General features: G+C 67.8%; 30 protein-coding genes. 26 read left to right on the top strand and 4 right to left on the bottom strand.

The features are described 5' to 3' along the window. The first annotated feature begins 3 nt into the window (after window positions 1–3). From PCC79_RS17270 to PCC79_RS17195, 16 genes are all read left to right on the top strand, one after another. Complete coding sequence (locus tag PCC79_RS17270; protein ID WP_342372613.1) at window positions 4–813, top strand: hypothetical protein; 810 nt, start codon at window positions 4–6, stop codon at window positions 811–813. After that, the gene (locus tag PCC79_RS17265; protein ID WP_342372612.1) at window positions 810–2,345 is read left to right on the top strand and encodes a CpaF family protein; all 1,536 of its coding nucleotides are present in this window, start codon (window positions 810–812) and stop codon (window positions 2,343–2,345) included. Before PCC79_RS17270 ends, PCC79_RS17265 begins: the two co-directional genes overlap by 4 nt. Continuing rightward, window positions 2,342–3,247 (top strand): type II secretion system F family protein, encoded by a 906-nt coding sequence (locus tag PCC79_RS17260; protein WP_342372611.1) that lies wholly within the window; start codon window positions 2,342–2,344, stop codon window positions 3,245–3,247. The genes PCC79_RS17265 and PCC79_RS17260 overlap by 4 nt, the downstream gene beginning before the upstream one ends. Further along, window positions 3,244–4,146: a type II secretion system F family protein gene (locus PCC79_RS17255; RefSeq protein ID WP_342372610.1), complete on the top strand. Its 903-nt coding sequence runs from the start codon at window positions 3,244–3,246 to the stop codon at window positions 4,144–4,146. Before PCC79_RS17260 ends, PCC79_RS17255 begins: the two co-directional genes overlap by 4 nt. Before the next feature lie 38 nt (window positions 4,147–4,184). Then, entirely contained in the window at window positions 4,185–4,373 is a 189-nt protein-coding gene (locus tag PCC79_RS17250; protein WP_166230675.1) for a hypothetical protein, read from the top strand. A gap of 10 nt (window positions 4,374–4,383) precedes the next feature. Beyond that, a complete protein-coding gene (locus tag PCC79_RS17245; protein ID WP_232549210.1) occupies window positions 4,384–4,773 on the top strand; it encodes a TadE/TadG family type IV pilus assembly protein in 390 nt (129 codons plus the stop codon). An 8-nt stretch (window positions 4,774–4,781) separates the two neighbouring features. Then, window positions 4,782–5,201 carry a TadE/TadG family type IV pilus assembly protein gene (locus tag PCC79_RS17240; protein ID WP_342372609.1) on the top strand — a complete coding sequence of 140 codons (420 nt, stop codon included), beginning with the start codon at window positions 4,782–4,784 and terminating at the stop codon, window positions 5,199–5,201. Between the two features lie 5 nt (window positions 5,202–5,206). Beyond that, entirely contained in the window at window positions 5,207–5,641 is a 435-nt protein-coding gene (locus tag PCC79_RS17235) for a TadE family protein (protein ID WP_342372608.1), read from the top strand. Further along, window positions 5,638–9,387, top strand: coding sequence for a LysM peptidoglycan-binding domain-containing protein (locus PCC79_RS17230; RefSeq protein ID WP_342372607.1), 3,750 nt, complete (start codon window positions 5,638–5,640; stop codon window positions 9,385–9,387). Before PCC79_RS17235 ends, PCC79_RS17230 begins: the two co-directional genes overlap by 4 nt. 23 nt (window positions 9,388–9,410) lie before the next feature. Further along, window positions 9,411–9,971, top strand: a complete 561-nt coding sequence (locus PCC79_RS17225) for a hypothetical protein (protein WP_342372605.1) — start codon at window positions 9,411–9,413, stop codon at window positions 9,969–9,971. A gap of 541 nt (window positions 9,972–10,512) precedes the next feature. Further along, on the top strand, window positions 10,513–11,361 hold the full coding sequence (locus PCC79_RS17220) for a GIY-YIG nuclease family protein (RefSeq protein ID WP_342372604.1): 849 nt from the start codon (window positions 10,513–10,515) through the stop codon (window positions 11,359–11,361). A gap of 119 nt (window positions 11,362–11,480) precedes the next feature. After that, entirely contained in the window at window positions 11,481–11,849 is a 369-nt protein-coding gene (locus PCC79_RS17215) for a bleomycin resistance protein (protein WP_342372603.1), read from the top strand. A gap of 293 nt (window positions 11,850–12,142) precedes the next feature. Then, entirely contained in the window at window positions 12,143–13,318 is a 1,176-nt protein-coding gene (locus tag PCC79_RS17210) for an IS110 family transposase (protein ID WP_342372602.1), read from the top strand. Window positions 13,319–13,579: 261 nt separating this feature from the next. Then, the gene (locus PCC79_RS17205; RefSeq protein ID WP_342372601.1) at window positions 13,580–13,810 is read left to right on the top strand and encodes a hypothetical protein; all 231 of its coding nucleotides are present in this window, start codon (window positions 13,580–13,582) and stop codon (window positions 13,808–13,810) included. Window positions 13,811–13,815: 5 nt separating this feature from the next. Then, a complete protein-coding gene (locus PCC79_RS17200; RefSeq protein WP_223202774.1) occupies window positions 13,816–14,085 on the top strand; it encodes a hypothetical protein in 270 nt (89 codons plus the stop codon). A gap of 180 nt (window positions 14,086–14,265) precedes the next feature. After that, complete coding sequence (locus PCC79_RS17195; protein ID WP_342372600.1) at window positions 14,266–14,523, top strand: hypothetical protein; 258 nt, start codon at window positions 14,266–14,268, stop codon at window positions 14,521–14,523. A gap of 135 nt (window positions 14,524–14,658) precedes the next feature. Here PCC79_RS17195 and PCC79_RS17190 read toward each other — a convergent pair whose 3' ends face one another. Both PCC79_RS17190 and PCC79_RS17185 read right to left on the bottom strand, forming a co-directional pair. Then, window positions 14,659–15,051 carry a Rid family detoxifying hydrolase gene (locus PCC79_RS17190; RefSeq protein ID WP_282005540.1) on the bottom strand — a complete coding sequence of 131 codons (393 nt, stop codon included), beginning with the start codon at window positions 15,049–15,051 and terminating at the stop codon, window positions 14,659–14,661. Next, window positions 15,048–15,764, bottom strand: coding sequence for a glutamine amidotransferase-related protein (locus PCC79_RS17185; RefSeq protein WP_282005683.1), 717 nt, complete (start codon window positions 15,762–15,764; stop codon window positions 15,048–15,050). The genes PCC79_RS17190 and PCC79_RS17185 overlap by 4 nt, the downstream gene beginning before the upstream one ends. 237 nt (window positions 15,765–16,001) lie before the next feature. On the opposite strand from PCC79_RS17185, the gene PCC79_RS17180 reads away from it, so the two are divergent. Both PCC79_RS17180 and PCC79_RS17175 read left to right on the top strand, forming a co-directional pair. Further along, window positions 16,002–16,283 carry a type II toxin-antitoxin system RelE/ParE family toxin gene (locus PCC79_RS17180; protein WP_342372599.1) on the top strand — a complete coding sequence of 94 codons (282 nt, stop codon included), beginning with the start codon at window positions 16,002–16,004 and terminating at the stop codon, window positions 16,281–16,283. Between the two features lie 13 nt (window positions 16,284–16,296). Beyond that, on the top strand, window positions 16,297–16,590 hold the full coding sequence (locus PCC79_RS17175) for a HigA family addiction module antitoxin (protein ID WP_342372598.1): 294 nt from the start codon (window positions 16,297–16,299) through the stop codon (window positions 16,588–16,590). A gap of 85 nt (window positions 16,591–16,675) precedes the next feature. Here PCC79_RS17175 and PCC79_RS17170 read toward each other — a convergent pair whose 3' ends face one another. Continuing rightward, complete coding sequence (locus PCC79_RS17170) at window positions 16,676–17,329, bottom strand: endonuclease/exonuclease/phosphatase family protein (protein ID WP_342372597.1); 654 nt, start codon at window positions 17,327–17,329, stop codon at window positions 16,676–16,678. A gap of 155 nt (window positions 17,330–17,484) precedes the next feature. Here PCC79_RS17170 and PCC79_RS17165 point away from each other — a divergent pair, with 155 nt between their 5' ends. The 6 genes from PCC79_RS17165 (at window position 17,485) to PCC79_RS17140 (ending at window position 22,969) form a co-directional block, all read left to right on the top strand. After that, window positions 17,485–18,552, top strand: coding sequence for a hypothetical protein (locus PCC79_RS17165; RefSeq protein ID WP_342372596.1), 1,068 nt, complete (start codon window positions 17,485–17,487; stop codon window positions 18,550–18,552). Between the two features lie 54 nt (window positions 18,553–18,606). Beyond that, window positions 18,607–18,954, top strand: coding sequence for a hypothetical protein (locus PCC79_RS17160; protein ID WP_166233249.1), 348 nt, complete (start codon window positions 18,607–18,609; stop codon window positions 18,952–18,954). A gap of 387 nt (window positions 18,955–19,341) precedes the next feature. Then, the gene (locus PCC79_RS17155) at window positions 19,342–19,569 is read left to right on the top strand and encodes a helix-turn-helix domain-containing protein (RefSeq protein ID WP_166233250.1); all 228 of its coding nucleotides are present in this window, start codon (window positions 19,342–19,344) and stop codon (window positions 19,567–19,569) included. A 78-nt stretch (window positions 19,570–19,647) separates the two neighbouring features. Continuing rightward, complete coding sequence (locus tag PCC79_RS17150) at window positions 19,648–20,064, top strand: ArsR/SmtB family transcription factor (RefSeq protein ID WP_166233251.1); 417 nt, start codon at window positions 19,648–19,650, stop codon at window positions 20,062–20,064. A gap of 41 nt (window positions 20,065–20,105) precedes the next feature. Then, window positions 20,106–22,058 carry a heavy metal translocating P-type ATPase gene (locus PCC79_RS17145; protein WP_342373643.1) on the top strand — a complete coding sequence of 651 codons (1,953 nt, stop codon included), beginning with the start codon at window positions 20,106–20,108 and terminating at the stop codon, window positions 22,056–22,058. Then, on the top strand, window positions 22,055–22,969 hold the full coding sequence (locus tag PCC79_RS17140; RefSeq protein ID WP_166233252.1) for a cation diffusion facilitator family transporter: 915 nt from the start codon (window positions 22,055–22,057) through the stop codon (window positions 22,967–22,969). Before PCC79_RS17145 ends, PCC79_RS17140 begins: the two co-directional genes overlap by 4 nt. Before the next feature lie 179 nt (window positions 22,970–23,148). Here PCC79_RS17140 and PCC79_RS17135 read toward each other — a convergent pair whose 3' ends face one another. Then, entirely contained in the window at window positions 23,149–23,802 is a 654-nt protein-coding gene (locus PCC79_RS17135; protein ID WP_342372595.1) for a hypothetical protein, read from the bottom strand. Between the two features lie 491 nt (window positions 23,803–24,293). Between PCC79_RS17135 and PCC79_RS17130 the strand changes: the two genes are divergently transcribed. After that, complete coding sequence (locus tag PCC79_RS17130) at window positions 24,294–25,547, top strand: ISL3 family transposase (protein WP_342372161.1); 1,254 nt, start codon at window positions 24,294–24,296, stop codon at window positions 25,545–25,547. Further along, on the top strand, window positions 25,544–26,776 hold the full coding sequence (locus PCC79_RS17125; protein ID WP_342372594.1) for a hypothetical protein: 1,233 nt from the start codon (window positions 25,544–25,546) through the stop codon (window positions 26,774–26,776). The genes PCC79_RS17130 and PCC79_RS17125 overlap by 4 nt, the downstream gene beginning before the upstream one ends. The last annotated feature ends 133 nt before the right edge of the window (window positions 26,777–26,909 follow it).

The raw sequence follows: 26,909 nt of genomic DNA, 5'->3' as shown, positions 1-26,909 counted from the left end.
GCCATGGCGATCATCGCGTTGACGGCAGGCTCCGGCTCCCCGGGGGTGTCGACCACGACCGTGGGCCTCGCGCTGTGCTGGCCGCGTCCGGTGGTGCTGGTGGAGGCCGACCCGACGGGCGGGTCGGGGATCTTGGCCGGCTACTTCCAAGGCCAGGTCGCCCACGACGGCGGCCTGATCGAATTGGCGATGGCCCAACGTGAGGACCTGGTTGCCGCCGAGCTGGCGCACCAGCTCCTCGATCTGCCTGGCTCGCAGGCTCGGCTGCTGCCCGGCAGCCGCTCCCACGCCCAGGCAGGCAGCATGACCACCTTGTGGCCGGTGCTGTTGGATGCCTTACGGGATCTGGACGCAACCGGACAGGACGTTTTGGTCGACGCGGGCCGCCTCGGCTTGGTCGGCTCTCCGGCCCCACTGTTGTACGGCGCGGACCTGACGTTGCTGTTGACGCGCAGCACCTTGCCCGCGGTGATCGCGGCCACGTCGTGGGCCGAGACCCTCCGCGACCAGACCGAGGCCACCGCCACCCGCGTGGGCGTGGTGGTGATTGGTGAGGGCCACCCGTACTCGGCCCGCGAGGTGTCCGACGCGCTGGGTCTGCCCTTGGTGGGCACCCTGCCGTGGGACCGCCGCTCGGCCGCGGTCTTGTCCAGGGCCCGCGGCTCCTTCTCCAGGCGCGCTCCATTGCGCTCGGGGTTGTCGGCCTTGGGAGAGGCGATCCGCGTCCACGCCTCAGCAGGAGTGGGTCGTCCGGTGTCCCCGCTGGCGTGGTTGGCCCGTTCCGTTCCGCAGACTTTGGGAGGTTCCCGATGACGCTGCCCCTTGACGAGAGGCGACCCGACCCGCGGTCGTTGCCGTTGTTCGCGTCCCGCGCCCGGCGCGCTGACGCCGGTGAGGAGCACGTGGGGCGGCCGGCTCGGCCGCGATCGGCTTCCGGGCTGCATGCCGTGCCCGCCGGCGAGCCTTCGGGCACGCCCACCCCGCGCCGCGCCACGGGATCTGAGGTGGATTGGGAGTTGGTGGCCGCGTTCCGGTCACAGGCCTCGGAGTTGTTGACCAAGCAGCTCGGCGGCGATCGGCTGCACCTGGACAAGGCCGCTCAGGAGGCTTTGGGCCGCTCGATCATCGTGGAGCTGCTGGAGGCTGCGGCAGCGGACGCCGTGACCGCCGGCCGGCCATCGTGGACGCCTGTCCAGCAGGACGAGTTGGCGCAGGCGATCTTCAACGCCTTGTTCCGCATGGGTCGCCTGCAGCCCTTGATCGAGGATGACAGGATCGAGAACATCTCCATCGTCGGGTTCGACGGGGTGTGGCTTGACCTGGCCGACGGCAGCCGGGTCCCGGGACCGCCGGTCGCTGACTCGGACCAGGAGTTGACGGACTTCCTGACCTTCCTGGCGTCCCGGTCGGAAATTTCGGCTCGCCCCTTCAGCGAGGCCCAGCCAAAACTGCACCTCCAGCTGGATGACGGGTCGAGGCTGGCGGCCACCGCCTGGGTGAGCCCACGGCCGCTCGTGTTGATCCGCCGGCACCGGCTCACCGAGGTCAGCCTGCAGGACCTGGTTGATCGTCAGGCATTGTCGCCGTTGGCCGCGTCGTTCCTGACCGCAGCGGTCCGGGCCAGGTTGTCGGTCGTGGTGGCGGGGGCGCAGGGGTTCGGGAAGACGACGATGGCCCGCGCCTTGTGTGGCGCATTCGACCCCAAGGAGTCGATCGCCACGCTGGAGTCGGAGTTCGAGCTGGGTCTGCACGAGATGCCGGACCGGCACAAGATCGTGTACGCGTGGCAGTCGCGGCCCGGCTCGGGGGAACGCGGCCCGGACGGTCGACAGTCGGGGGAGTTCACGCTGAATGAGGCCCTGCACGACTCGTTTCGGTTTACGGCGGGGCGCACGATCGTGGGGGAGGTCCGTGGCCCGGAGGCCTGGCTGATGGTCAAGGCGATGGAGTCCGGGTCGGGGTCGATCTCGACGACCCACAGCGTGAACGCGCGCGGTGCAATGCGAAAGCTCGTCACCTGCGCGATGGAGTTTGGGCCGCAGGTCACCCACGAGCTGGCCACCCGCAAGCTCGCCGAAACCATCAACCTGATCGTGCAGCTGGACATGGAGGTCGAGGAGTTGCCGGACGGCACCGAACGGCGCCACCGGTGGGTGTCCGAGATCGTCGCCATCAGCCCCGGCGAGAAGGACCTCGGCTACGCCACCACCACGGTGTTCGACGCCCATGAGGGCCGGGTCGCGGTCGCGCACACGCTCCCGGACGAGTTGCGGCGGCTGGAGCGTCACGGGTTCGACCTGGCTGGCTTCCTCACCGAGGCACGCTCGAGCGGTGTGATCGCATGACCGCCCTCCTCGCTGCGCTCTCCGGCGCCTTGGTGACCGCTGGCGTCCTGGGTGTCATCGCGTCACTCCGCCCCCGCCCGGTGGCCCCGCCCACCAACCCGCGCCGAACCGCTGCCCTGCGGCGGCGCGTCCGGAAGATCCCGACCCGCACCGGCGTGTTGGCGCTGGTCGGCTTCGGCGCCGGCGCGTTGGTCGCGGTGCTGTCGGGCTGGCTGGTCGCGGTGGTGGCGATCCCGCTGGCCGTGGTCGGTCTGCCCAGCCTGTTGCGGTCCCCGGCTGAGACGGCCCAGATCGAACGCCTCGAGGCGATGGCGGAGTGGACGAGGAACCTCGCCGGCGTCCTCACCGTCGGGGTCGGGTTGGAGCAGGCACTGGTCGCCACCCTGCGCTCCACCCCCGAACCGATCAAGCCGGAGGTGTCCAGGCTGGTAGCCCGGCTGCGTGCCCGCTGGTCGACCGAGGACGCCCTGCTGAAGTTCGCTGACGAGCTGGACGACGCGACCGGGGACCTGGTGGCCGCCTACCTGATCCTGGGTGCCCGGCGACGCGGCGCCGGCCTGGCCAGCGTGCTGCAGGGGTTGGCCGAGTCGGTGGCCGACGACGTCACCGCCCGCCGCAAGGTCGAAGCTGACCGGGCCAAGCCCCGCGCCACCGCCCGCAACGTCACCTTGATCACTCTGGGGGTGCTCGGGTTCCTCGCCTTCAACGGCCAGTTCATGGCCCCCTATGGCACCCCGCTGGGCCAAGCCCTGCTGGCGGTGTTGCTGGGCGCGTACGCCGGCACATTGGTCTGGCTACGGCGGATGTCGGTGGGTGAGCCCCTCCCGCGGTTCCTCGGCGAAAGCCAAGGCTTCGCCGCTGAAGTCGATCTGGTGGCGGACCGTGCGGGGAGGGCGTCATGACTGGCGCCCAACTCGCCCTTGCCTCCGGCGCACTGATCACCCTCGGGCTGGTACTCGCGGTGTGGCGGCTCGTGCCCGCTGCGCCGGACCTGGGCGACGTCGTCGAGCGGCTGTCGCCCACCTACGGACGCCGCCGGCGCGGCGCCGTTGACGTGCCGGTCACCGGCGGCAAGGAGCGTGTCGGCCTCTGGGCGATGCGGAACCTGCCGGGCGGTGTGTGGGGCAGGGTGCCCAACCGGGAACTAGCGCTGCTGCGCATCAGCCTGCCGCGCTACTACGGTGAGAAGATCACCTTCGCGCTGCTCGGCTTGGTGTTCCCCAGCGTGCTGGTGTTGGTGGTGGGACTATTCGGCTTCCAGGTACCGGTGGTCGTGCCCGTGGCCGCGAGCCTCGCCCTGGCTGGGGCGTTGTGGTTCCTACCGAACCTGAACGTCCGTGACGATGCCAAACGGGGCCGGCTGGAGTTCCACCGCGCGCTGGGCGCGTACGTCGACCTGGTCGCCCTCGAACGCAACTCCGGCTCGGGGCCGAGGCAGGCGATGGAAGCGGCCGCCGGCATCGGCCACAGCTGGGTCTTCCACCGCGTCGGCGAAGAACTCGCCCGATCCCGCTGGTCCGGCCAAGCACCCTGGGACGCGCTCACCAAGCTGGCTGACGAGGTCGGCGTCCCAGAACTGGCCGACCTGGCCGACATCATGCGCCTGTCCGGGGAGGAGGGCGCCCAGGTGTACGCCACCCTCAGGGCTCGCTCCACGGCGCTCCGCACCGCCCTGCTCACCAACGCCCAGGGCAAGGCGAACGAGTTGTCCGAACGGATGGTGGTGCCCGGCAGCTTGCTCGGAGTCGTCTTCATCGCCCTGCTCGTCACCCCGCCCCTGCTCCGCCTGTTGACCTCCTGACCTCCCGCAACAACCCAACCCAACCGAGAGGAAACCCCATGTTGACCACCCGCCTGATGACCACGTTCCTGCTGATCAAGGCTTGGCTCGACCCGAAGCTCCGCGACGAGCGCGGCAGTGTCAGCACCGAACAGGCCGTGATCACCGCGGCAGTCGTGCTGCTGGCTATCGCGATCGGCGCCGCGATCACCGCGTACGCCCAGGGCAAGATCGCCGCCCTCGGCTGAACGCAGCATCGTGAAGGGTCCCCGGTTCTTCCGCGCCGACGAGCGCGGTTCCGCGTCGGTCGAGTTGGTCGTCCTGATGCCGCTGCTGCTGCTGATCCTCTTCAGCGGCGTCCAAGGAGCGGTGTACTACCACGCCAGCACGCTCGCGTTGGCGGCGGCCCAAGAGGGCGCCCGCGCAGCCGCGCGCGAGAACGCCACCCTCGCTGCGGGAACCTCCGCAGCGACCGCGTTCGTGACCGACACCGCTGGGGACTCCCTGAGCTCCGTCGCGATCACCGGATCACGCACGGCCGTCACCGTCACCATCACCGTCCGTGGGTCCAGCCTGAGCCTCGTACCTGGCTGGACCCCCACGGTGGAACGTTCCGCCAGTCTTCCCGTCGAACGGATCACCCGATAATGGCCAGAATGAAGCGGGACGAGCGGGGGTCAGCCGCGGTCGAAGCCGTCATTGGCGTCCCCGCGCTGCTGCTGCTGGTCGGCCTGCTCGTCCTCGGTGGCCGCACCGCGATCGCCCAACAAGCCGTTCAGGCCGCCGCCGCGGACGCCGCTCGATCGGCCTCCATCGCCCGGACCCCGGCCGCAGCACGCAGCACTGCGAGCCATGCTGCCCACAGCAGCTTGGCCAACCAGGACCTCGACTGCGCCACCACTTCGGTGAGTGTCGACACCGCGGCGTTCGGCACCCCGGTGGGGACGCCGGGACAGGTGTCCACGACCGTGACCTGCGCGCTGCGACTGGACGACATCGGGCTGCCGGGACTCGGCGGCACCAAGACCATCACTGCCACCATGTCCAGCCCCTTGGACACCTACCGGGGAAGGTGACCACCATGACCGTTCACATCCGACGTCGCCATGACGAGCGCGGCTCGGTGAGCGTCTGGCTCGCGCTGGCCGCATTGACGATCGTGTTGTGCGTCGGAATCGCCGTCGATCTCGGTGGTCACGTCCATGCCCAGCAGCGGGCCCGTAGTCTTGCCGCCCAAGCTGCCCGCACCGCCGGGGAGGAAGTGGCGGCCGCCCAAGCCGTCCGCGGCCAGACCCCGACCGTCGACGTCGCGGCCGCCAAGCAAGCTGCATCGGCCTACCTCGCTCAAGCCGGGGTCACGGGCAGCGTGGGTGTCCGGTCCGGGAACGTCCTGGAGGTCACCGTGACCGACAGCTACACCCCGATGTTCCTCACCTCGATCGGCGTCCGCTCCCTCACCGTCACCGGCCACTCCACGGCCCGACTGGTCCGCGCTGTGCAAGGCACCGAACGATGATCCGGCAACGACTCACCGGACTGGCCGCCACCGTGGGCATTGCCGTCCTGCTTGTCGGCCTGCCCGCCCTCCTGCTCCAAGTTGGCCTCGGCAACCTGCCGACCATCACCGACTGGAGCGACGTGGTTGCCCTGCTCCTGCGACGCGATGACGGCACTCTCGCGCTGGTGGTGATCAAGGCCCTCGGCTGGGTCACGTGGGCGATGCTGGGAGCACTGATCCTCTTGGAGATCGTGACCCGGATCCGCGGCGTCCAACCCCGCGATCTACCCGGCCTCCACCTGTCGCAGGTCGCCGCCCGCCAGCTCGTCGCGGCCGCGGCGGCCCTGTTCGTTGCGCCAGGCCCCACGCTCGCGTATGCCGATCCCCTCCCGGCGCCCGCGTCCATCGCCACCGTGACCGCGCCTCCCGCGCCGCAGGTGACCGCCTCACACACGGCGCCTCACACCGTCGAGGACACGGCGCCTCCGGTTCAGACCAGGCAGCACACCGTCAAGCGCGGCGAGTCGCTGTGGTCGATCGCAGCCGCCGAACTCGGCAACGGACGCCGCTACACCGAGATCGCCGCCCTCAACACCCGCCTCCTCGACGGCAAAGGAGACGACTTCCTTCGTGCCGGCTGGGTCCTGGCCCTCCCCGTCGGCGGCACCGACTCCACCACCAACCAAGCTCCCACCGAGACCTACACGGTTCGCGAGGGCGACACCCTCAGCGAGATCGCCCACGACCACCTCGGCGACGCCCAAGCGTTCCCCAAGATCGTCGAGGCGTCCCGGACCATCACGCAACCCGGCGGCCGCCACCTCACCAACCCTGACGTCATCGACGTCGGCTGGACCTTGGCGATCCCTCAGCCGAGACCCGACACTGGCCAGAATCTGGCACCAGTTGCATCACCCACCCAACCGACGCGCGACGCGGTGACTCCGGAGCCGGTCGTGGAAGAGCCAGTCACGCACGAGCTCCCCGCGCCAGCTGAACCGGCGGTGATGCCTGCAGCATCGCCCGTCCCGTCCGCCCCCGAACCGGCGCCGGTGCAGACGACCCGAGCCGTCGAGGCGGCCGACACCTCCACCGTGACCGTGGACGAGGCGGCACCCATTCCCGGCTGGCTGGTGCCCGGGCTGGTCGGTGCGGGCAGCCTCCTGGCCGGATCTCTCTGGGTGGCGTTGGGCCACCGCCGTGCCGCACAACTGCGCGCCCGGCGTCCCGGCCGGATGATCGCCACCCCGCCCCCCGCACTCGACCCGATCGACAAGACGCTGCGTACCGAAGGTGCCTCGGCCGCGCTCGACGTCGCCTTCCTCGACGAAGCACTCCGGCGCCTGGCGTCCCGTCGCGGTCGAGCCGGCGAGCCCATGCCTCACCTCGCCGCCGTGGAACAGGCCGACGACGTGATCCGGCTGCATCTCGCCGACCCGGCCGACCTACGCGAACCCTGGCGGCACGCCCCGGACCGGCTGCGCTGGGAACTCCCTATCCAGAGCGACCTCGTCGAGGTGGGTCCGCTCGACGGTGCACTACCCGCGCCCTACCCGCAGCTGGTCACCCTCGGCCTGGACGAGGGCGGCCACCGCTGGCTGTACAACCTCGAAGAGGCCGGCGTCCTTCGTGTCATCGGCGACCCCGATCGGGCACGCGACTTCGTCCGCCACGCCGCAGCTGAGCTCGCGGTCCACCCCTGGACCCGAGACGTCCACGTCGAATGCGTGGGCATCGCTGCCGAAGCCGTCGCCTTCAACCGACGACGCGTCCGCCACCACGACACGGCCGACATCACCGCTCACGTCATTGCCGACACCGTCGCCATGATCGACCGCACTCGCGAAGCCGGTCTGGACATCCACACCGGCCGCGCCACTCTGCTGGACGACCCCCTGTGGGACAGCCGGCTCCTCCTCCTGGACACAGACCGCACCGACCTCACCGAACAACTGGCCCGTCTCCTCAACGACCAACCCCGCCAAACAGGCACCGCGCTCATGATGATCGACGTCGACGGAGGTCACGAAGACATCGACGCTGAGGTGCTTCGGGTCACAGGTGACGGCCGCCTTCAGCTGCCCGGGGTCGGGCTCACGCTGACCGCCGCCGGGCTCACCGCACGGGATACGGCCGGGTGCGCCGCGATCTTCGCCCAAGCCGACGAGCCCGACGTCGAGTACCCCCAGCACCCCGAACCTGCCGAGGGATGGAGGGCCCACACCAACCAAGTAGGCCAACTGTTGCCGGAGCACATCGTCGCGCGTGACCAGGTCCCTGACGAGCCTGTCACCAACGTGCTGCCCGAGATCGATGAGGTCTACGTCGACGCCGCGGCCGTCACTCCTGACGACCTGACCGCCCTCGCCCCCCACATCCCCGAGAGCGTCCGCGAGCTGGTTGAACAAGACGACCCGACCCTCGACGACGACGTCAGCACGTGGTTCGATCCGAGCTGCGACCTGCCCAAGCTGATGCTGCTGGGTCCCCTCACCGTCCGGGTCGCCCCCACCGGGACGCCAACCGCAGCCGTGGACCGCAAACCCTACTTCAGCGAACTGCTCGCGTTCCTGGCCACCCGCCCGCACGGCGCTACCACTGAGGAAGTCGCCGACGCCATGGGCATCCCCTCCGGACGCGTCCGCAAGGACGTCCTCGCCCTCCGCACCTGGCTGGGCGTCAACCCGCGCACCGGCCGTCCGCACGTGCCCGACAGCCGCCAAACCACAGCAGCGAGCGTCCGAGGACGAGCTGCTTATCAAGTCGAAGACCTTCTGGTCGACGCGGACCTGTTCCGTCGCCTCCGCGCGCGGGGTGAGGCGCGAGGTTCTGCCGGCCTGGACGACCTTCGTCGGGCCCTGAGTCTCGTCAGCGGCACGCCATTCGGACAACTCCGCCGGAACGGTGGCACCTGGCTCAGCGAAGGGCAGCGGCTCGACCAGGTCCTCCTGTGCTCGATCGTCGACGTTACCCACCTCGTCACGACTGCCAGCCTCGCCCTGGGCGACCACGCCGCGGCCCAAAAAGCTGCCCAGCTCGCCGTCCGTGTCGCGCCAGCCGAGGAGACCGCCCAGCTGGATCTCGCCGCCGCGCTTGCGTCCCAAGGACACCATCGCGCAAGCGACAACGCTGACGCACTCGTGGGTGTCGCCGAGCGCGCCGACCCGCGCCTACCTGGACGCGGGGCGTCCCGACGCAGCCCTCGCGGTGGCCCGAGACCAGTTCGCCGTCGACCTCAGCGAGACCGCCTACCGCCTGTTGTGCGCGGTCGCCGACGAGTCAGGCGACCTGGCCGAACAACGCACTTGGGCCATCGAGGAGGCCACCAGCCGCGCGGGCGCCGGCGGCCACCATTTGATCTGGCTCCACCTGGGCGACGGGAACCTCACCGACGCCTGGGCAGCAGCGGACGCCCACGGTGCCGGTCAGGCCTGGCGCGAACTCGTGGACGCCTCCGAGGACGACTACCCCCTCCGCGCCGCACGGTTGTGCCTGGCCCAAGCAGAGGCGCAACTCACCACTCCGAACTCGAAGCAGTACCCGTCAATCGTCGCTCTGCTGGTGCGGGCGCGCTCCCTGTACGACAAGGCCGGGCACAACGAGGAAGCAGTCAGCCACCTCATCAGGCTGCGCGAGGCCTACCGGCGCCGACCTGCCCTCATGGCAGAACTCAACCGCGCCCACCTGCCCTGATGCCCCCCCGGCCCCACACCCACCAGGCCGTATTCCCGGGCAGATCATCGGCGGGAACCTGTGCACGCTGAACCTGCTGCAGGGAACCCCGTGGATGCCGTCGGTGCGGGACGTCGTCTTGTTCCTGGAAGATGACGAGTTGAGCGATCCCGTGAAGTTCCGGCGAGACCTGAACTCGCTCATGCAACTCCCCGACGCGCACACCGTCCGCGGGCTCGTGCTCGGCCGGTTCCAGAACGCCAGCGGTATGGCACGCGAGGACCTTGAAGCCATCGTCGCCACCATCCCGTCGCTGGCCGGCAAGCCCATTGTGGCCAACGTCGACTTCGGCCATACCACCCCCTTGATCACCTTCCCCATCGGTGGCCGCGTTGAACTCCACGTCGCCAATGCGACACGCATCACCTTCCCCAGCACTAGCGTCAACACCGGCACCTCACGGCATGACCGGACGTGGACAGCGTCCCAGTCACAGGCTGGCCAAGGAGAGCCGGACTGCCTCTGTCACGTCGCGGGCCCCAGGCGCGGCGATAAGGTCGGCGAAGACTCGGACACGGCTGGCGGCAACCCACTCAGATCGTCTTGCTATATCCATCACCGATTGCCGAGGCACCTCGATGGCTTGACTGATTTCATAGTTGCGTCCGTCAAATAGCACAAAAACACATGCGTCAAATTCGTAACTGCGAAACGGCGAAAATACCTGGGACTTATGGGCGCCAGGGAAGATCACGCGGCTCTTCACCTGCAACAGCCGACCATCGTTCGCTCGCACGTCCCAACTCTTCTCTGAATTGGGCGCAAGTTCCCCACTGTACGCAAGGGCCACAACACGCTCCGCCAGATCTCCGGCGGGCGCGTTGCGAGTTCGGATAACTCCGCGCCGCAACAGCTCCTCCAGGATCGCAAGGTAGGACCGCAGGAGGCGGCTGGTGCTCCACTGGGTCAAGTCCTTGAAGTCTGTCACCCTCTCACCGTGGCACAAGTCGGACCCGAGAGTTGTACGCCCACCCGCCATATTCGGGCGGCGGCACGCTGGGGGCCGCCTGCCGCAGGCCGTCGGGCCGCGCCGCGGCTTGAGCGCGGTGGGCCCTTGGGCGGCGGCGACATGAAGTGGCGGTTGCGTGGCTCTACAGCGTCCACTGCCTCGATTGCCCGCGTCATCGAGTTCAAGCTCGGCCCGGTAGGTTCACCCCATGGGGTCCGACCTTCCGAAGCCATTCACGCTCACTCTGGGTGACGTGCTGCATGCGGCCGGCATAGAGGCTACCGACGTGCTCGTGATCCGCCACACGTACAAACCGGACGGGCTGACCTCCCCAGCCGACGCGACCCCGGAAGCGGTGTTGGCCTACACCCGAGTCCAGCACCTGAAGCCCGGCAAGATCCCAGCAGTGCCGCCCCGGTGGTGGCTTATCTTCATGGCCGAAGCCGGCCGACGCTGCCGGCTGCTGACGGTGTACGACAACTCTGGTGAGGCACTCGAGGAACGGACCGACACCCGCCGGTCGTTCAACCTGCACGAGTCGGACGCGCTGGCGTCGCTGCACGGCCGCCTGTTGATCGAGTGGTCGAAGGATCCGGTGAACTGGGCCAAGCGCGGCCCGGCCGGAGCGAAGTTCCCCGTCGTCGAGATCGCCGACCCACAGGTGGTCGAGTTCCCCGGGTACGACAAAGTGCTGCTGTCGTACGCGCAGCTCCGCCAGATGGTAGGCGACTCCCGCTACACGAAGTGGCATGCCGCGTTGGGCGCGGTGCAGGGCGTCTACCTGATCGCCGACACGGCGACCGGGAAGCTGTACGTCGGGAAGGCCGATGGAGGGGAGCGGATCTGGGGCCGCTGGACGACATACGCCCGGGACGGTCATGGCGGCAACGTGGAGATGCGCGAGCTAGTCGGACGCGACCCCAATCAGCCGGGTCGGTACCTGCTCAGCATCTTGCGGGTGTTCGGGCCCCAGGTTCCCCAGTCGGAGGTCGACGCGGCAGAGGCCCACTTCAAGTCGGCCCTGCTGTCCCGCAAGCACGGACTGAACCGGAACTAGCCTAACCGGCGGCCGCAGACGGCGCCTTGCTGTTACCCCGTGCAACTTGACATTCAGGCACCACGGCGGCGTGATCGGATGTGCCCTGGGGCGAGCGCAAGCCCGATGTAGGATCGAGCATGGTCGACCATGCGACGCCCAATCTCCCGTCACGCCACTTCGAAGCAACGATCAACTTCTACGCAGCGCTCGGATTCACAGTCGTCTTCCGGGACGCAGGCTGGCTGATCCTCAGTCGCGGCGACCTCATCCTCGAGTTCTTCCCCGACGCCAACCTCAACCCCGCCGCGTCTTCCTTCGGCTCGTGCCTTCGCCTCGACGACCTCGACGCCTTCTACAGCGAATGCCGGAAGGCAGGCATTCCAGAGACCACCGTCGGCTGGCCACGTATCGAGCCTCCCAGACATGAGGCCTCCGGACTGCGAATCGGCGCTCTGCTCGACCCTGACGCCAGCCTGTTACGACTCATCCAAAACCGCGATACGTAACTCGTGACGCCCGGGGCGTCGGGTCGAGCGATTGAGCCGTGTCACACACACCCGGCGGCTTCTAGTTTCATTGACGGTAGATCGGGTCTTGGCCGAGGCTCGGTTCAGGTGTCCGGGGTGGTCGCTCTCGTTTGCGGCTGTCCACGATGAAGGCGCGTGTGACTCTCATTTGGACTGCGCTGCCCCGGTCACCGACGACGGGCGGGAGAGGCTCAAGAAGGGAATGCTCTGCTCGTAGAAGCGGTGCCCTCCCATGCCCGAAACCTCATTGGACAAGGGGAAGGGGGCACATCATGAGTCAGGACATGCCACGGGTCGTGATCGGGATGGATCCGCACAAGCGGACGGCCACCATCGAGGTGATGACCGCCGACGAGATCATCGTTGGTGGAGGCCAGTTCACCACCGACACCGACGGCTACACCGCGATGCGGGACTACGGCCGGCAATGGCCCGAGAGGGTGTGGGCGGTGGAGGGCTGCGAAGGGATCGGCCGGCACATCGCCCAACGGCTGATCGCCGACGCCGAGCCGGTGCTGGACGTGCCGGCGAAGCTGTCGGCACGGCTCCGGTTCTACGCCACCGGGCAGGGCCGCAAGACCGACGACACCGACGCCCACTCGATCACCCTGGTCGGGGTCCGGATGGCCGGCCTGCGGCCGGTCGTGGCCCACGAGCAGATCGAGATCCTGCGGCTGCTGGTGGATCGTCGCCGCCGGATCGGTGAGGAACACACCGTGAAGGTGTGCCAGTTGCACCAACTGCTGCTGGAGCTGATCCCCGGCGGCGCCAAAAGGTACCTCTCGGCCGCCCAGGCCCGTCGACTGCTGGCCGGCGTGCAGCCATCCGACGTTGTCAGCGTCACTCGCAAACGGGTCGCCCTGGAGCTGGTTGAAGACCTCGAGCGGATCTACCAACGCAAGAAGCAGGCCAACAAGGAACTCGTCGCCCACGTGAAAGCCACCCGCACCGCGCTGCTCGACCTGCACGGCATCGGCCCCTCCGGCGCAGCCCGGCTCCTGGTCGAGGTCGGTGACATCACCCGCTTCCCGAATCGGGCGCACTTCGCGTCGTGGACCGGGACCGCCCCGATCGACGCGTCCTCCGGCGACCACGTCCGCCATCGGCTGTCCCGCGGCGGGAACCGGCAGATCAACCGGGTGCTGCACCTGATGGCCGTCGTCCAGCTCCGCAACGCCACCGAGGGCCGCGCCTACTACGACCGCAAGAAGGCCAGCGGAAAGACGTCCATGGAGGCGATGCGCTGCCTGAAACGGCGCCTGTCCGACATCGTCTACCGCACGATGCTCACCGACTACATCACCATGGCGACAGGCCCGGGAGGACACCGGGGAACGACACTGACATCCAGCGTGGCCGGCTCACATCCCCACACCGGCTCTTCGGATCAGTCACTTCCCGGACCCGTCACCCGCCAGCGTAGGACACCCCAACCCGCCACCACCTGAACACCGAGGTCGCACGCCAGACCGGCCGGGATGCTCACACCGCCGCCGGTTCCTCGCCGCTGCCCACCTGCCGGAGCGCAGGCGCGGTCAAGATGGAGCCCCCCACCGGAGGAACGATCTTGACCGCGCCGAGCACCGGCACACCATCAACAGCGGAGGAACCGAAAAACGCCACGCCCCGGGCTTGACACAGAAGGGAGCCAGATGGGGATGTTCGGCTCGGGCGTTGACCCCGCCGGGCCGACAAGTTACCTTGGACTCGTGACGGAGGATCCCATTATCGCGCCGTCCGCGCTCAAGCACGGACTCGACGAACTCGAGATTCTCCACGCGTACCGAAATCCCGTCAGGATCTGGGATCTGGGCGACGGGTTCACGATGATCGTCGGCCCGAACCAGTCCGCCATCTTCCTGGAGATCGGTTATGTCGATGGCGACCATGTCCACGTCATCGTCCATGCAATGAGAGCCCGCGAGAAGTTCCTGAGGTGATGACCATGCCGCGCACTGTTGACGAGATCCTGCAGCACGCCGACGAACTCGCGGCGCGCTTCGAGTCCTACGAACCGGACCCTGCCGACGAACTCGACTCCGGCGCCGTCACGCTACTGCGCGCCGCTGTCGCTGAACGCTCCGAAGCCGAACGCCACTTGATCGAGGCAGTGCGCAAGGCGCGCGAGGCTGGGATGCCCTGGTCGGCCATCGGCTCCTTCGTCGGCACCAGCGGCGAGGCCGCCCGCCAGCGCTACAGCAAGAAGGTCGCCTGAGCTGGCACCTATCCCACCGCCAGCAAAAACGCCCAGCCACCCAGCGGCAAGAGCGGATGTTGGTCGCTGCCCGACAGGATGGGGATATTGACCGACCCAGTGAGGCAAGTGACCATGGCACTGGGGATGATGCGCGGCGTCGTCGACGCTCTGGCTCGTCTCCGGTCGTGAGGAGAGAAGATGGCACGCGGGGTCGTGGGCGCCTTTATCGGAGCAGGACTGTTGGCGTTGGTGGGTCTCGTGATTGGGTTGATCACCGGAATCCAGATCGGTGGTAACTACTTCTCCGACTTCGAGTTCGAAGGAGCGCGCGGGTACATCGCCACTGGGAACATCGGGGCGAGAGTCGGCGCAGTTATCGGCGGCTTGAGTGGAGCCATCCTTGGGTTCTGGCTGGCGCGCAAGAAGCCAGCCCACCGGGGCCACGTGGAGGCGTAGCCCGTGGACGTCGCCCATCGTGCGACGTTCTCCGGCCACAGGGCTGGCGGCAAGAGCGGGTGTGCGCCTTGGGTACCGGAAAGCCGACAGGCTACCCTCGCGCACAGCGGCAGAAGCGGGCGTTTGCAGGCTGGCTCAGGGGCGCGTGACTGCGATGGCTTCGATCTCGACGTGTGCGCCGAGGGGGAGTTCGTGGACGGCGACGGTGGTGCGTGCGGGAAAGGGCGGGGCGAAGGTGGATCGGTAGATCTCGTTCATGTCGGCGAAGTCGGCCATGCTCGTGAGATACACGTTCACCTTCACGATGTCGTCGAGGGAGAGGCCCGCGGACGCGAGGACGGCTGTCAGGTTCGCGAAGACCTGGCGGGTCTGGGTGGCAATGTCTCCGTCGACGAGCCGGCCGGTGGCGGGATCGATGGGTGTCTGCCCGGACAGAAACACGAGTCCCGGGTCGGTGTGGGCGGCGAGAGCGTACGGACCGATCGGCGACGGCGCCCCGCTCGCGTGGTCAGTGGTGCGACGCGTCATGCGGATCGTGTGGCGTAGGTGTGGGCCAGGGCGTCCAGGAAGGTTCCGAGCTTCTCGTTCATGTCGGTCCAGTTGTTCGCGCGCAGTGCGTCGGCCTGCTGGACGAACCGGTGCCCGGTGAAGGTAGGGAGGTCATGCTCGGCCTCGATCAGCAGCTCGATCTCCGTCGGGGTGAACTCCAGGTGGCACTGGAAGCCGTACACCAGGTCGGTGTACTCCACGATCTGGCGAGGGCAACCCTCACTGGTGGCGATGATCGTGGCGGTCTCGGTAAGGCCAGGCATGTCGTTGTGCCAGTGGCCGACCTCGAGCCGGTCACCAAAGTGGGCGAACTTCGGGTTCGCCCGTCCAGCCAAGGTGAGGTCGATCGGGAACTTACCGATCTCCTTCTCCGGGCTCGGCTCGAACGGTGCCCCCAGCGCCTGACCAACCAGCTGCGAGCCCAGACAGATCCCGACGACCGCCTTGCCGGCAGCGACACATCGGGCGACCAGCGCCTCCTCCGCGGCCGCATCGAAGTACCAACACTCCTGCACGGTCGTGGCCGGAGATTGCGGCCCACCCATCACGACCAGCATGTCGATGTCGTCAACCCGCTGAGGCAGAGAATCGCCAGCGTAGAGCCGGGCGTACGCCAGCTCATGTCCGCGGGACATACCCCAGCCCTCGTAGACGCCGGGCGCCTCGAACGCCTCATGCACGATGAACTGCACCCTCAACGCACTTCTCCTACACCTGACCGCAAAGGCCCCAACCAGTGACCCTCCGAATCGTCCCACGTCGACCCAGCCTCACCCCAGGCGATGTCACCGACCAAGCCATCGCCGGCTCGGCCACCGCTCCCGTCGGTGCGGCGTTCAGGGCGGTCGTGCTCGCGCGGAGGCCAGCCGAAAGGCCACCCTCGCACAGCGCGGCATGAGCGAGTATGACGTCATGCGTTATAGTGGTGAGTGATCAGATCGTTCCGGGACCCGGCAACCGAACGGCTCTGGTCACGACAACGAGCCAAGACCATCGACCCACGCATCGAACGTGTCGCCCTTCGGAAGCTGGTAATGCTGGACGCCGCCGAGGTCCTGGAGGACCTCCGAGTTCCCCCGGGTAACAGGCTTGAGGCACTCCGCGGGGACCGCTCCGGGCAGCACAGCATCCGGATCAACCAGCAATGGCGGATCTGCTTCACCTGGACCGACGCGGGACCGGCCGACGTCGAGATCGTTGACTACCACTGAGGAGGTGCCACCCATGACCACGATTACCCCGATCCATCCGGGCGAGGTCCTGATGGAGGAGTTCCTGGAGCCGCTACGGGTCAGCCAGAACCGGCTCGCCGTCGCGATCGGCGTGCCCCCGCGGCGGATCAACGAGATCGTCCACGGCAAGCGGCGAATCACCGCCGACACCGCCCTCCGCTTGGCTCGCTACTTCGGTACCACCGACCGCTTCTGGCTCAACCTCCAGACCCGCTTCGACCTCGAAATCGAGAAGGACAATCTCGGTAGCGCCCTTGATCGGATCGAGCCACTCAAGGCCGTCTGACTTCTCGGAGCGGCAAAGTCGGTCGTGCGCTCGGGAACCGGAGCCGACAGGCTACCCTCGCGCACTCTGCGGCATGTGCGCGCGCTCAGCCGAGGGCCAATTCGCTGGTGTAGACGTCGTGGTCAGACAGCCGATCGCCTCGCCGGCCCTCGGCGACGACCCGAGTGACGCCAACGATCTCCGCCGCCTTCGGGACAGCGATGTGGTCGATCGTGAACAAGCCCGGAATGCAGTGCGGCAAACCCCGCGTGACCAGCTGCAACTGGCGGTCAGCGAGCACGCTCCTGATCGCGGTCCTGCCAGCGAGACTGCCGGCGTATTCGCGGCCCTCCATGGCGTGATTCCAGTCGCCGCCCCACACCAGGGCGCCGACGGTTAGCCCAGCCATCAGTTGCTCGAGTGCCCGGGAGGTCTTCTCGCTGGTGGTGCCTTCTCCCCAGGGCTCGGTCCCGCAGGTGCGCCACGGAAGGACGCTGTTGCACCACACCCACCCCATCACGACGGCGGCAGCACTGGCCGGGTGCGGGTCCGGTAACGGCTCGATCCGGCTGCGGGAGAAGACACCCGCCCAGTGCCTTCGTTCGCCCATCCTGGCGACGGTGAAGTGCGACCCGAACCCCGGCAAGGATGTGTCGTCGCGCACCTCGGTGAGCAGCCACACATCACACTCCTGGGCAGCCAGCAACTCAAGATGGGCCTCGCTCCAGCGGCCCTCCAGATTCCACGTCCCGACGCGCACCCCGTCATCCTGCCCGACAGCCCGCCGCTCGGCGGTGAGCGCACAATGAGCCATCGGCGGCAGAAGCGGTCGTTCGGAGCGGGCAAGTGGCCGTCGCTGTGACTTGGATGCCTCCGGAGGAGCTGCCGATAGAGTGCGGTCGAGAGGGAGGCCCGATGCCGCGTCGTGTGTTGGTAACGCGCTCTGAGCAGTCGTTCGACCTGATTGAAGCGCCCGCGCCGAGCGAGCACCACCTCCAGGAGGTAGTGAAGACGAGCCCCCAATTGATTCCGGCTGACGACCTCGGGCTCGACGGGGATCTCTTGGTGGTGGGCAGGGAGACGAGTCTCGCCTCGGGCTATATCGATCTGCTTTGTTTGGCGAGGTCAGGTGACCTGGTGCTTGTCGAATTCAAGACCGGCCCGCAGAACCCTGATTTCCGCCATGCCTTGGCGCAGGCGATCGACTATGGCTCGGATCTATGGCGTCTCAGCGTCGAGGACTTCGACCGCGGCGTGGTTCAACGGTATCTCGCCGGCGGGAGAGTGGACGCGGCCTTCCGCGGTGCACGAACGTTGTCCGAGGCGATCGAGCGGACCTCATGGGACCTGACCAGTGATGATCGAACGGCGCTCTTCGAACGGCTCACCGAGGTGCTCCAAACAGGCGATTTCGCCTTTGTTATCGCCGCGCAGCGATTCACCGACTCGATGAAGAACAGCCTCGACTACCTTAACGCCACCATGCGACGCGGGCGCTTCTACCTCGTGGAGGTGATCCAGCTGACCGGCGCAGAGCTCATCGCACACGCCACCCAGGTCGTTGCAGCACCAGCACGCTGGAACGCTGCCCGATCAACAACAGAAGGCGCAAGGAAGGATGTCGAGGAGGCCGAGTACCTCTCCAGCATCGGAGATCCCGCATACCGCGACGCGGTTCGCAGCATCATCGCACGGTGCGAGACCCTCGGCATTGAGGTGAAGTGGCGCTCACGCGGAGCGGCGCTGCGCATCGACACACCTGATCGCCGCCAACCAAGCGGCAGCACCCAAGCTCCGGAGTGCGTCTGGCGCCCGTGGCGCCGGGCCGCGGTGGTGCGGGTGCGGCCAATCTCAGAAGCGGCCATGACTGGCTCCAAGCTCTCCAGGGCGGAATCTTGTACGGGAAGACTAAGCATGGATCTTGGGGATTTCGAGCCCCATCCCTTCCGAACGTTACCACATCTACACCGTTTAGCGGTATAGATTGCTGATCGTGTCTCGTCTCCCCTTGCCGCGGACCACTGAAACAATGGGCGCGTGCCTGCCTACTCCGACGCCCCGCTCCCTGTCGGGTTGGACGCGTTGGTCGGCATGGGCATGAACCGCGTCAAGCTCGCCATCGCCGTCGCGCTGGCTGAGCACGGCGGCACCCTGAGTACCCCCGGCCTGGTCGCTGCGCTGGAGGGAACCGTCGCCGGCACCACGATCGTTCGCAATCTCCATGAACTCGAAGACCACGGCTACGTCAGCGGCGACCCTCCCCTCAGGGACCGCCGACGGCGCCTCACGCGCTGGACGCTCAACAACGCCAAGCTCCACGCGGACCTACGGGCGCTCATCCAGGCCACCACACCTTCCGCCCAATCCCCGACTGCGGCAGGTTGACGGGCGGCCGGGTGCAGTTCCAATCACCGAACGGGAACCGGTGCGTGCGAGTTGGGCTACGGACGCCGCCTGCCCCCCGACGCAAACGGCCTAACTCCTTCTTCACAAGGCGTGACGTTCGCGTGAGGCCGTGCCCAGCGACAGGGCGGTTGTTGGGCACGGTCACCGGGCCAGCCGTCCGGCACAAGAACGGCCTGGCCTTGACCTTGGTGCCGTTAAGGCCTCGCGGTGCGCGCAACCCCGCTCCCACAAGGGATGACTGCTCGTCGCTCGCCCAGGAAGCGACCTGGGGAGTCATCGGAGACCGAGCCGGGGCTGCGGCCAGGAGTTCGTCGAGCTGGTCTTGTGTCCCTGGAGGCCCACGTGGGCCCAGAAAGGGACAGCGCCATGACCATGCGAACCTACGAGTCGTTGCCCACGGCCGCTGCGCGCATCGGGGTCAGCGTGAAGACCATCCGCCGCCGGATCGCCGAGGGCGTCCTCCCCGTGTACCGCTGCGGCCGCATCCTCAGGCTGGACCCAGACGACGTCGATGCCATGTTCAGCCGGTATCCCCAATGGTCGACAGCGCCGCAGGCCTCAGCGAGGGCCCGGACCGCTCAACGGGCCTCATAGCCTGGCTCGACGGAACGGGCAGCCAGTCCCGCTTCAGCACCACGCGACACTAACGATGCATGACGCTACTATCGTCACATGACGATACCGACTGGCGCTGAGAGTGCGCCCGATGGTGGCGACCTGCAGGTCGCGGCTGCCTTGTTCCACAGCCTGTCCGACCCGTCTCGGCTGGCCATCTTGCAGCACTTGATCTTCGGAGAACATCGAGTCCGCGATTTGACCGAGCACCTGGGGTTGGCGCAATCGACGGTGAGTGCCCACCTGGCGTGCTTGCGGGAGTGCGGGCTCGTGGCGTCGCGTCCACAAGGGCGGGCATCGGTCTTCTCGCTGGTGAGCGCACCGGAGTTGCTGGCGGCATTGGCTGCAGCGGAGCGACTGCTGGCTACCACCGGCCAGGGGGTGGCCTTGTGTCCGAACTACGGGGTGGGCACCACGACGAACCCCACACCGGAAGAGCTGAAAGTACATGCCACGGTCGGGGCGGACCGGTGAGCGGGCAGGAGGATCCGCACGGCGACGAGCGCGAGGAAGGCATGTCGGCGTGCGGGTGTGACGCCCCCATTGCCAAGGCGCCTAGCGACGACGACGACGCGGTGGAGCACCTGTGGCAGGTGCGCGACATCCAGTTCGGGTTGGCATCGGGCGCCCTGCTGCTGGCCGGTTTCCTGACCGGCCTGGCCGGATGGGAGACGGTCAGGCTCGTCCTCAGCTGGGTGGCGTTGCTGGTCGGCGGGTCGACGTTCGTACCAGGTGCGTTGAAGAAACTTGCCAAGGGCAAGCTGGGGGTTGGTCTACTGATGACCATCGGCGCCGTGGGCGCGACTCTCCTGGGCCAGGTCGAGGAAGCAGCGACCCTGGCGTTCCTGTTCTCCCTCAGCGAAGGCCTGGAGGACTACTCGCTGGCCAAGACCCGGCACAGCCTGCGCGCCCTGCTCGACCTGGTCCCGCGTCAGGCCACCGTGCTGCGCGACGGTGTGGAGGTCGTCGTCGATCCCGACGAGCTCGTCGTGGGCGACCTGATGGTCGTCAAGCCGGGCGAGCGGCTCGCCACCGATGGCGTCATCCGCACCGGCCGGACCGCTCTGGACACGTCCGCGATCACCGGCGAATCCATGCCGATCGAGGTCGGCCCTTCCAGCGAGGTGTACGCCGGTGCGATCAACGGCACCGGCATCCTCGAGGTGGAGGTGACCTCGACCGCGGACAACAACTCGCTGGCCCGGATCGTGCACATCGTCGAGGCCGAGTCGTCCCGGCGCGGGGCCACAGAACGGCTCGCCGACAGGATCGCGAAACCGTTGGTGCCGGGGATCCTGCTTGCAGCGGCCTTGACTGTGGTCGCCGGCTTCGCCGTGGGCGACCCCGGCCTGTGGCTGCAACGAGCGCTGGTCATGGTGGTCGCCGCGTCCCCCTGCGCCCTGGCCATCTCGGTGCCGGTCACCGTCGTGGCATCCATCGGGGCGGCCAGCCGGCGCGGCATCCTCGTCAAGGGTGGCGCCGCGATGGAGGTCCTCGGCAAGGTCCGCACCGTCGCCCTGGACAAGACCGGAACCCTCACCCGCAACCAACCCGTCGTCATCGAGGTGACAACCACCGGCCCGCACACCCGCGAGCAGGTGCTCGCCTGGGCCGCCGCGCTTGAGGCACGCAGCGAGCACCCCCTCGCCAAGGCCATCCTCGCCGCCACCGAAACCACCACGACCGCCGACGACGTGCAGGCGGCCGTCGGCGCCGGACTGACCGGCACCCTGGACGGGCACAGCCTAAGGTTGGGGCGTCCCGGCTGGATTGAGGCAGGCCCACTCGCCGGCGACATCGACCGGATGCAACAAGCCGGGGCCACCGCCGTCCTCGTCGAGGTCGACGGGCAGACCACCGGCGCGATCGCGGTCCGCGACGAACTCCGCCCCGAAGCCGCCCATGTCGTCGCCCACTTCCGCTCCCACGGCTACGCCGTCGCGATGCTCACCGGGGACAACCCCACCACCGCCCGAGCCCTCGCCGCCGAGGCCGGGATCACCGACGTGCACGCCGACCTGCGACCCGAGGATAAGTCGACCATCATCCACAGGCTGCGGGAAAGGGGCCAGGTCACCGCGATGGTCGGCGATGGCGTCAACGACGCCCCCGCGCTGGCCAGCGCCGACTTGGGCGTGGCCATGGGCGCCATGGGCACCGACGTCGCCATCGAAACCGCCGACGTCGCCCTGATGGGCGACGACCTGCGCCTCCTGCCGCACGCGTTCGATCACGCCCGCTACACGCGCCGGATCATGCTGCAGAACGTGGTCCTGTCGATCGCGTTGCTCGCGGTCCTGATCCCGCTCGCCCTTTTCGGCGTCCTGGGGTTGGCGGCCGTGGTGCTGGTTCACGAGGTGGCCGAGGTGTTCGTGATCGCCAACGGTGTCCGCGCGGGCCGCACCACCCACCTGCCCACCCTCACCGCATTGGCCGACAGGCCCGCCCTGCAAGGAGCGACAGCGTGAGCACGGGCCACGACCACGCGCCGCAGGGCACCCATCGGGGCAAGTTGGCGATCGCGTTCGGGATCACTGCCACCATCCTGGTCGCCGAGCTCATCGGCGCGTGGTGGACCAACAGCCTGGCGCTGTTGGTCGACGCCGGCCACATGCTCACCGACGCCTCGGGCCTGCTGATGGCGCTCATCGCCGCAAACCTCGCCCTTCGTCCACCCACCCCCGAACGCACCTGGGGTTGGCGGCGCTCCGAAGTGCTGGCCGCTGGAGCCCAAGCCGCGGTCCTGCTCGGGGTCGGGGTGTACGCGTTCGTCGAGGGTGTTCGGCGCCTGTGGACGCCCCCGGAGGTCACCGCCGGCGGGCTGCTGGTGTTCGGCGTCGTCGGTCTGGTCGGCAACATCGTCTCGATGCTGGTACTCAGCTCGGGCCGCGGTGCGAACCTCAACATGCGCGCCGCCTTCCTTGAGGTCGTCAACGACGCCCTCGGATCGGTGGCGGTGATCGTGAGCGCGGTCGTCATTGCGCTGACAGGGTGGACCCGGATCGACGCCCTCGCAGGCATGCTGATCGCGACCCTGATCGTGCCGCGGGCGATCACCATCCTGCGGGAGGCGGGGAGCATCCTGCTGGAGTCCACTCCTCCGGGGTTGAACCTCGAAGAGGTCCGTCGTCACATCCTGGAGGTGCCGCACGTGGTGGGGGTGCACGACCTGCACGCTTCCACCATCGCCACCGGTCTGCCGGTCCTCACCGCCCACGTTGTGGTCGAGGAGGCCTGCTTCGCCGACGGCCACGCCGCCCAGATGCTGACCGATCTCCAAGCGTGTGTGGCCGACCACTTCGACGTGAGCGTCGAGCACTCCACCTTCCAACTCGAATCACCCGACCACGCGCAACGCGAACACACCACACACAGCTAGTTCGATCCCTCAGTCCCGACCAGCGCCAGGAGCGCAATCGTGCTCCCGCCCCGCGGCAGATGGGGACGTTCAGCTGGGGTCGCTGACGACGTCATGGAGGAACGATGAGCGGATCAGTATCGCTTGGGAGAGCAGTTCCTCGGCACGCATGCAACACGCAGCGGTCGTTGTTTGCCGGTCTACCCGGAGTCGCCAAGGGAGCGGACGGTCTGGTGCAGTTGCTTCGCCTCTTGGGCAACCGAATTGATCGCCCGCTCGATCAGCCCCAACCCCTCCCCCCGACCGCTTGAATACTTCACCTGCTCCAGGTCGATCACGTACACGAGCGTCGGTAGGAGACCGTACGGGCCATCAGCGTCGATCGTCACTCGCACCGCCGGCGCAGGCTTGTCAGCGGGTACGAGAACACCGGCGCGGCCCAGGGTCCACTCCAGCGTGCGGCCTGGCGCCAAGGAGGTTAGCCCGGAGGCAAGTGCCGCGCCTGTCGCCGTCATGCGGTCGCGCCGCTCTTCCTCCGCCAAGTCCGCGAGGGGCGGCTCAAAAAGGACCCGCACGCGCGTCGCCACTGTCGGTCCGCTGTTGCCGATGTGGAGGACAAGGAGGCTTCCATCGGCCCTCGGTCGGAGGTCGGCCCACAAGTAGGGCTGCAGCGCCTGCTCGGTCGCTGACACCCCAGCCTCCAACTGGCGGCCAGCGAGCCGTTGCGCTTCCTCGGCGGCAACGGCGGACCGGTTGGCGGAGCGGGCATTCAGGGCGCCGAATACGATCGACACGAGCACTGAGAGGATGGCTGCTGCTGCGGCAACGATGGCGGCCAAGGCGTTCGGATCCATGACCGCCACGGTATCCGGGCCCATGGGGCCCCCAGCGGGGCAGGCGGACGTGGCCAAGCTGGTTGGCTCTCGTGGCGGCGGAAAATCCACCAGTGGACGGCGTCGGGCGGCCAGCGGCCACACCTTGTCGGCCGGCAGTTGACCGTCGAACCGATCTAGCCCGTGCTTGGTCTGCAGAGGCATCACCAGCGCCCAGCGGATCAGGGCGGTTTCCGACGCCATCACAGCGGTCCTGCGGCTGTCAGCGCCACCTGCGATCCTCGTCTCATGACCATCGCGCCGATAACCGGCTCTTCAACCTTGAGGTGGGGGTGAGCGCGACACGCCCGAGCGCGGGGTGATGGTGGTTGGGGGTCGAGGCCTTCAGGATCGGAAGCGTCTCTTCAACCTGACCGGAAGGCCTCGACGTGTCCGAGCCTACGGGGTGCTGCTGCGCTGCCACGACCCCTTCGTACTGTGACCATTGCGACCTGCTGGTCGGCCTGGACGGCTTGCACGTTGTCGACGTCGACAAGGTCCACGACGTGCTGGTGGTGACGATGGAGTCGGCGTCCACGGTGGTGGGTTGCCCGTCGTGTGGGGTAGTCGCTGAGAGTCGCGGCCGACGCACGACCACGCTGGTGGACATCCCGTGTTTCGCCCGGCCGACCCGGCTGCGGTGGCGCAAACGCACGTGGCGGTGCCTGGAGCCGGCGTGCCCGACCAGGGTGTTCACCGAGCAGGACGAGCAGATAGCCCGCCCGCGCGGGCTGTTGACCACCCGGGCGTGCCGGTGGGTGATCGAGCAGGTCCGCCGCGAGCACGCCTCCATCCACGGACTCGCGCGGCAGCTGGGGGTGGCGTGGAAGACGGTATGGGGCTCGATCCAACCCATCCTGGCGACGCTGGCCGACGACGAGGCCCGGTTCGCCGGCGTGACCACCCTCGGGGTGGACGAACACCTGTGGCACCACGTGAGTCCCCGCAAGCGCGGCCCGAAGGAGCTCACCGGCATGGTCGACCTGACCCGTGACAAGGACGGACGCGTCCGAGCCCGGCTGCTCGACCTCGTACCCGGCCGCTCCGGGACCGTGTACAAGACATGGCTCGACCAACGCGGCACGGCGTTCAAGGCTGGGGTCGAGGTCGCCACCCTGGACCCGTTCCACGGCTACAAGAACGCCATCGACGACAAACTCGCCGACGCCACCGCTGTCCTGGATGCTTTCCATGTGGTCGCCCTGGCCGGCCGGGCGGTCGATGAGGTTCGCCGCCGCGTGCAGCAGGAGATCCACGGTCACCGTGGCCGTTCCGGCGACCCCTTGTACGGGATCCGGAACATCCTGCGCTGCGCGGCCGAGCGGCTCACCGAGAAGCAACAGGCCCGCCTGGCCGCTGCCATCGCCGCCGACGAGCGCCACGACGCCGTCCACATCGCCTGGCAGTGCGCCCAACGTGTTCGCGCCGCGTACGCCCACCCCGACCCCGCTCGAGGCCGCCAACTCGCTGAACAGGTCGTCGCCAGCTTCCCCACGTGTCCCATCCCCGAGATCGCCAAGCTGGGCCGCACCCTCAAGCAGTGGAGGGACGCCTTCCTGGCCTACTTCGACACCGGCCGCGCCAGCAACGGCGGCACCGAGAGCATCAACGGGCTCATCGAACTCCACCGCCGCATCGCCCGCGGCTTCCGCAACCGAGACAACTACCGGCTACGCATGCTCCTCATCGGCGGCGGACTCACCCCGCCACCCCCACCGGAAGTGTGAAGAGCCCGATAACCGCGTCGATCCGAGTGCAGGTGTTGAGGGCTCTCGATCCTGACGGGAGGATGCAGCGAGATATCGAAGCTGCTCGACACCTCCCGGCAGGCGCCCCGTTCGATGAGTTGCGGCGTGTTGCTGCCGAGTACGAGGCAAACATCGCTCTTGCTGAGAGGTATTGGCAGCCCCTCACAGAACGCGGATGGGGCATCGCAAACGTAGGGCTTGACGTGATCCGAGAAGCCGGTGCACTCCTCGACGCCAATGACGCCAACGGGGCTGACGCAGTAGTTGCGGCATGGTTCGACGACCAATGGATCGCGCGCATTATTGCACGGGTAGGGATCCTCCAGGATGGCACTCCGGACGGGCGGCGCACGTTCGAACAACGCCAGCGCCTCCTCAACCAGGCAGCCCGCCACCATCTCGCTGGCGAGTACGCCGCGAGCATCCTGATTGTCCTCTCCCAGCTCGAGGGCATCACTGCTCAGGTAACTGCATCGCCCGAAGGCGCCCAAGGACGGCTCTTCTTCTCCAAACGCACTGACCGCAAGGCGGACGTTGTCGATCCCAGCGACTTGGCCTCGATCCAGGCGTCACTCGATCGCCTTCAAGACCTGTACAGCGAGGGTGTGACGAAAGCGCAAGCAGAGGGATCGTGGCTACGGCACGGCATCGCACACGGACAGGAGGTCGCGTTCGACACCTTCGCGAACAGCTCCAAGTACTGGTCACTGCTCGACCTGGTTGTGCAGTGGGCGATGCCACGCGGTCACGAACGATCACTCAAGGTCGACGCATCACGCGGGTCACCACACGCGGGGAGTCAAGAACTCAATGAACGTGGCCGGCGACTTGACGACCGCGAGTTCAGAGTCACGAGGAACGCGCTCTACGAGGTCTGCTCTCACCAAGCAAGTTGGGCTCGACGAACGAGGCACTTCGATGCACGGGCTTCTGAGGAGTTGATGACCAACGAAGCGATGGAGAAGCGCGGCCTCAGGGCGCCTCATGGGGTGACCACCCACACGAGCGCCGACCGCTCCAGCTTCTGGGCACAGCGTCAAACTGTGTCCGGATGGTGGCTCGCAAGGGGCCTCACCCTCAATGAACTCGGCTTCGTCGACGTTTGGTACTACTCGGGTCAAGCCACCCCGACCAGCGGACCCTCGCAGGATCCAGATCAGTGGGGCAGGCACCCGAACTCGGCACCCCCAGACTGGCAAGGCGACTAGCTCGACAAAACACACGCTGACCAATGTGAGGACCTTCCCATTTGACGAGAAGCAAGCGGAACCAGCGGGATGGCCTGACTCACGATCCACCGCGCAGCGGCAGTTGCGGACGTTCAGCCGGACCTAACGCACC

The organism is Propioniciclava soli, assembly GCF_038502305.1.
GTDB classification, from domain to species: Bacteria; Actinomycetota; Actinomycetes; order Propionibacteriales; family Propionibacteriaceae; genus Propioniciclava; species Propioniciclava soli.
This window is presented reverse-complemented; position numbering and strand designations above follow the sequence as displayed.

Excerpts from the sequence above, each read along its gene's own strand:
- PCC79_RS17270 (WP_342372613.1), top strand. The coding sequence starts at position 4 with ATGGCGATCATCGCGTTGACGGCAGGCTCCGGCTCCCCGGGGGTGTCG.
- PCC79_RS17265 (WP_342372612.1), top strand. The coding sequence starts at position 810 with ATGACGCTGCCCCTTGACGAGAGGCGACCCGACCCGCGGTCGTTGCCG.
- PCC79_RS17260 (WP_342372611.1), top strand. The coding sequence starts at position 2,342 with ATGACCGCCCTCCTCGCTGCGCTCTCCGGCGCCTTGGTGACCGCTGGC.
- PCC79_RS17255 (WP_342372610.1), top strand. The coding sequence starts at position 3,244 with ATGACTGGCGCCCAACTCGCCCTTGCCTCCGGCGCACTGATCACCCTC.
- PCC79_RS17250 (WP_166230675.1), top strand. The coding sequence starts at position 4,185 with ATGTTGACCACCCGCCTGATGACCACGTTCCTGCTGATCAAGGCTTGG.
- PCC79_RS17240 (WP_342372609.1), top strand. The coding sequence starts at position 4,782 with ATGAAGCGGGACGAGCGGGGGTCAGCCGCGGTCGAAGCCGTCATTGGC.
- PCC79_RS17235 (WP_342372608.1), top strand. The coding sequence starts at position 5,207 with ATGACCGTTCACATCCGACGTCGCCATGACGAGCGCGGCTCGGTGAGC.
- PCC79_RS17230 (WP_342372607.1), top strand. The coding sequence starts at position 5,638 with ATGATCCGGCAACGACTCACCGGACTGGCCGCCACCGTGGGCATTGCC.
- PCC79_RS17225 (WP_342372605.1), top strand. The coding sequence starts at position 9,411 with ATGCCGTCGGTGCGGGACGTCGTCTTGTTCCTGGAAGATGACGAGTTG.
- PCC79_RS17220 (WP_342372604.1), top strand. The coding sequence starts at position 10,513 with ATGGGGTCCGACCTTCCGAAGCCATTCACGCTCACTCTGGGTGACGTG.
- PCC79_RS17215 (WP_342372603.1), top strand. The coding sequence starts at position 11,481 with ATGGTCGACCATGCGACGCCCAATCTCCCGTCACGCCACTTCGAAGCA.
- PCC79_RS17210 (WP_342372602.1), top strand. The coding sequence starts at position 12,143 with ATGAGTCAGGACATGCCACGGGTCGTGATCGGGATGGATCCGCACAAG.
- PCC79_RS17200 (WP_223202774.1), top strand. The coding sequence starts at position 13,816 with ATGCCGCGCACTGTTGACGAGATCCTGCAGCACGCCGACGAACTCGCG.
- PCC79_RS17195 (WP_342372600.1), top strand. The coding sequence starts at position 14,266 with ATGGCACGCGGGGTCGTGGGCGCCTTTATCGGAGCAGGACTGTTGGCG.
- PCC79_RS17190 (WP_282005540.1), bottom strand. The coding sequence starts at position 15,051 with ATGACGCGTCGCACCACTGACCACGCGAGCGGGGCGCCGTCGCCGATC.
- PCC79_RS17175 (WP_342372598.1), top strand. The coding sequence starts at position 16,297 with ATGACCACGATTACCCCGATCCATCCGGGCGAGGTCCTGATGGAGGAG.
- PCC79_RS17165 (WP_342372596.1), top strand. The coding sequence starts at position 17,485 with ATGCCGCGTCGTGTGTTGGTAACGCGCTCTGAGCAGTCGTTCGACCTG.
- PCC79_RS17155 (WP_166233250.1), top strand. The coding sequence starts at position 19,342 with ATGACCATGCGAACCTACGAGTCGTTGCCCACGGCCGCTGCGCGCATC.
- PCC79_RS17150 (WP_166233251.1), top strand. The coding sequence starts at position 19,648 with ATGACGATACCGACTGGCGCTGAGAGTGCGCCCGATGGTGGCGACCTG.
- PCC79_RS17145 (WP_342373643.1), top strand. The coding sequence starts at position 20,106 with ATGTCGGCGTGCGGGTGTGACGCCCCCATTGCCAAGGCGCCTAGCGAC.
- PCC79_RS17135 (WP_342372595.1), bottom strand. The coding sequence starts at position 23,802 with ATGGATCCGAACGCCTTGGCCGCCATCGTTGCCGCAGCAGCAGCCATC.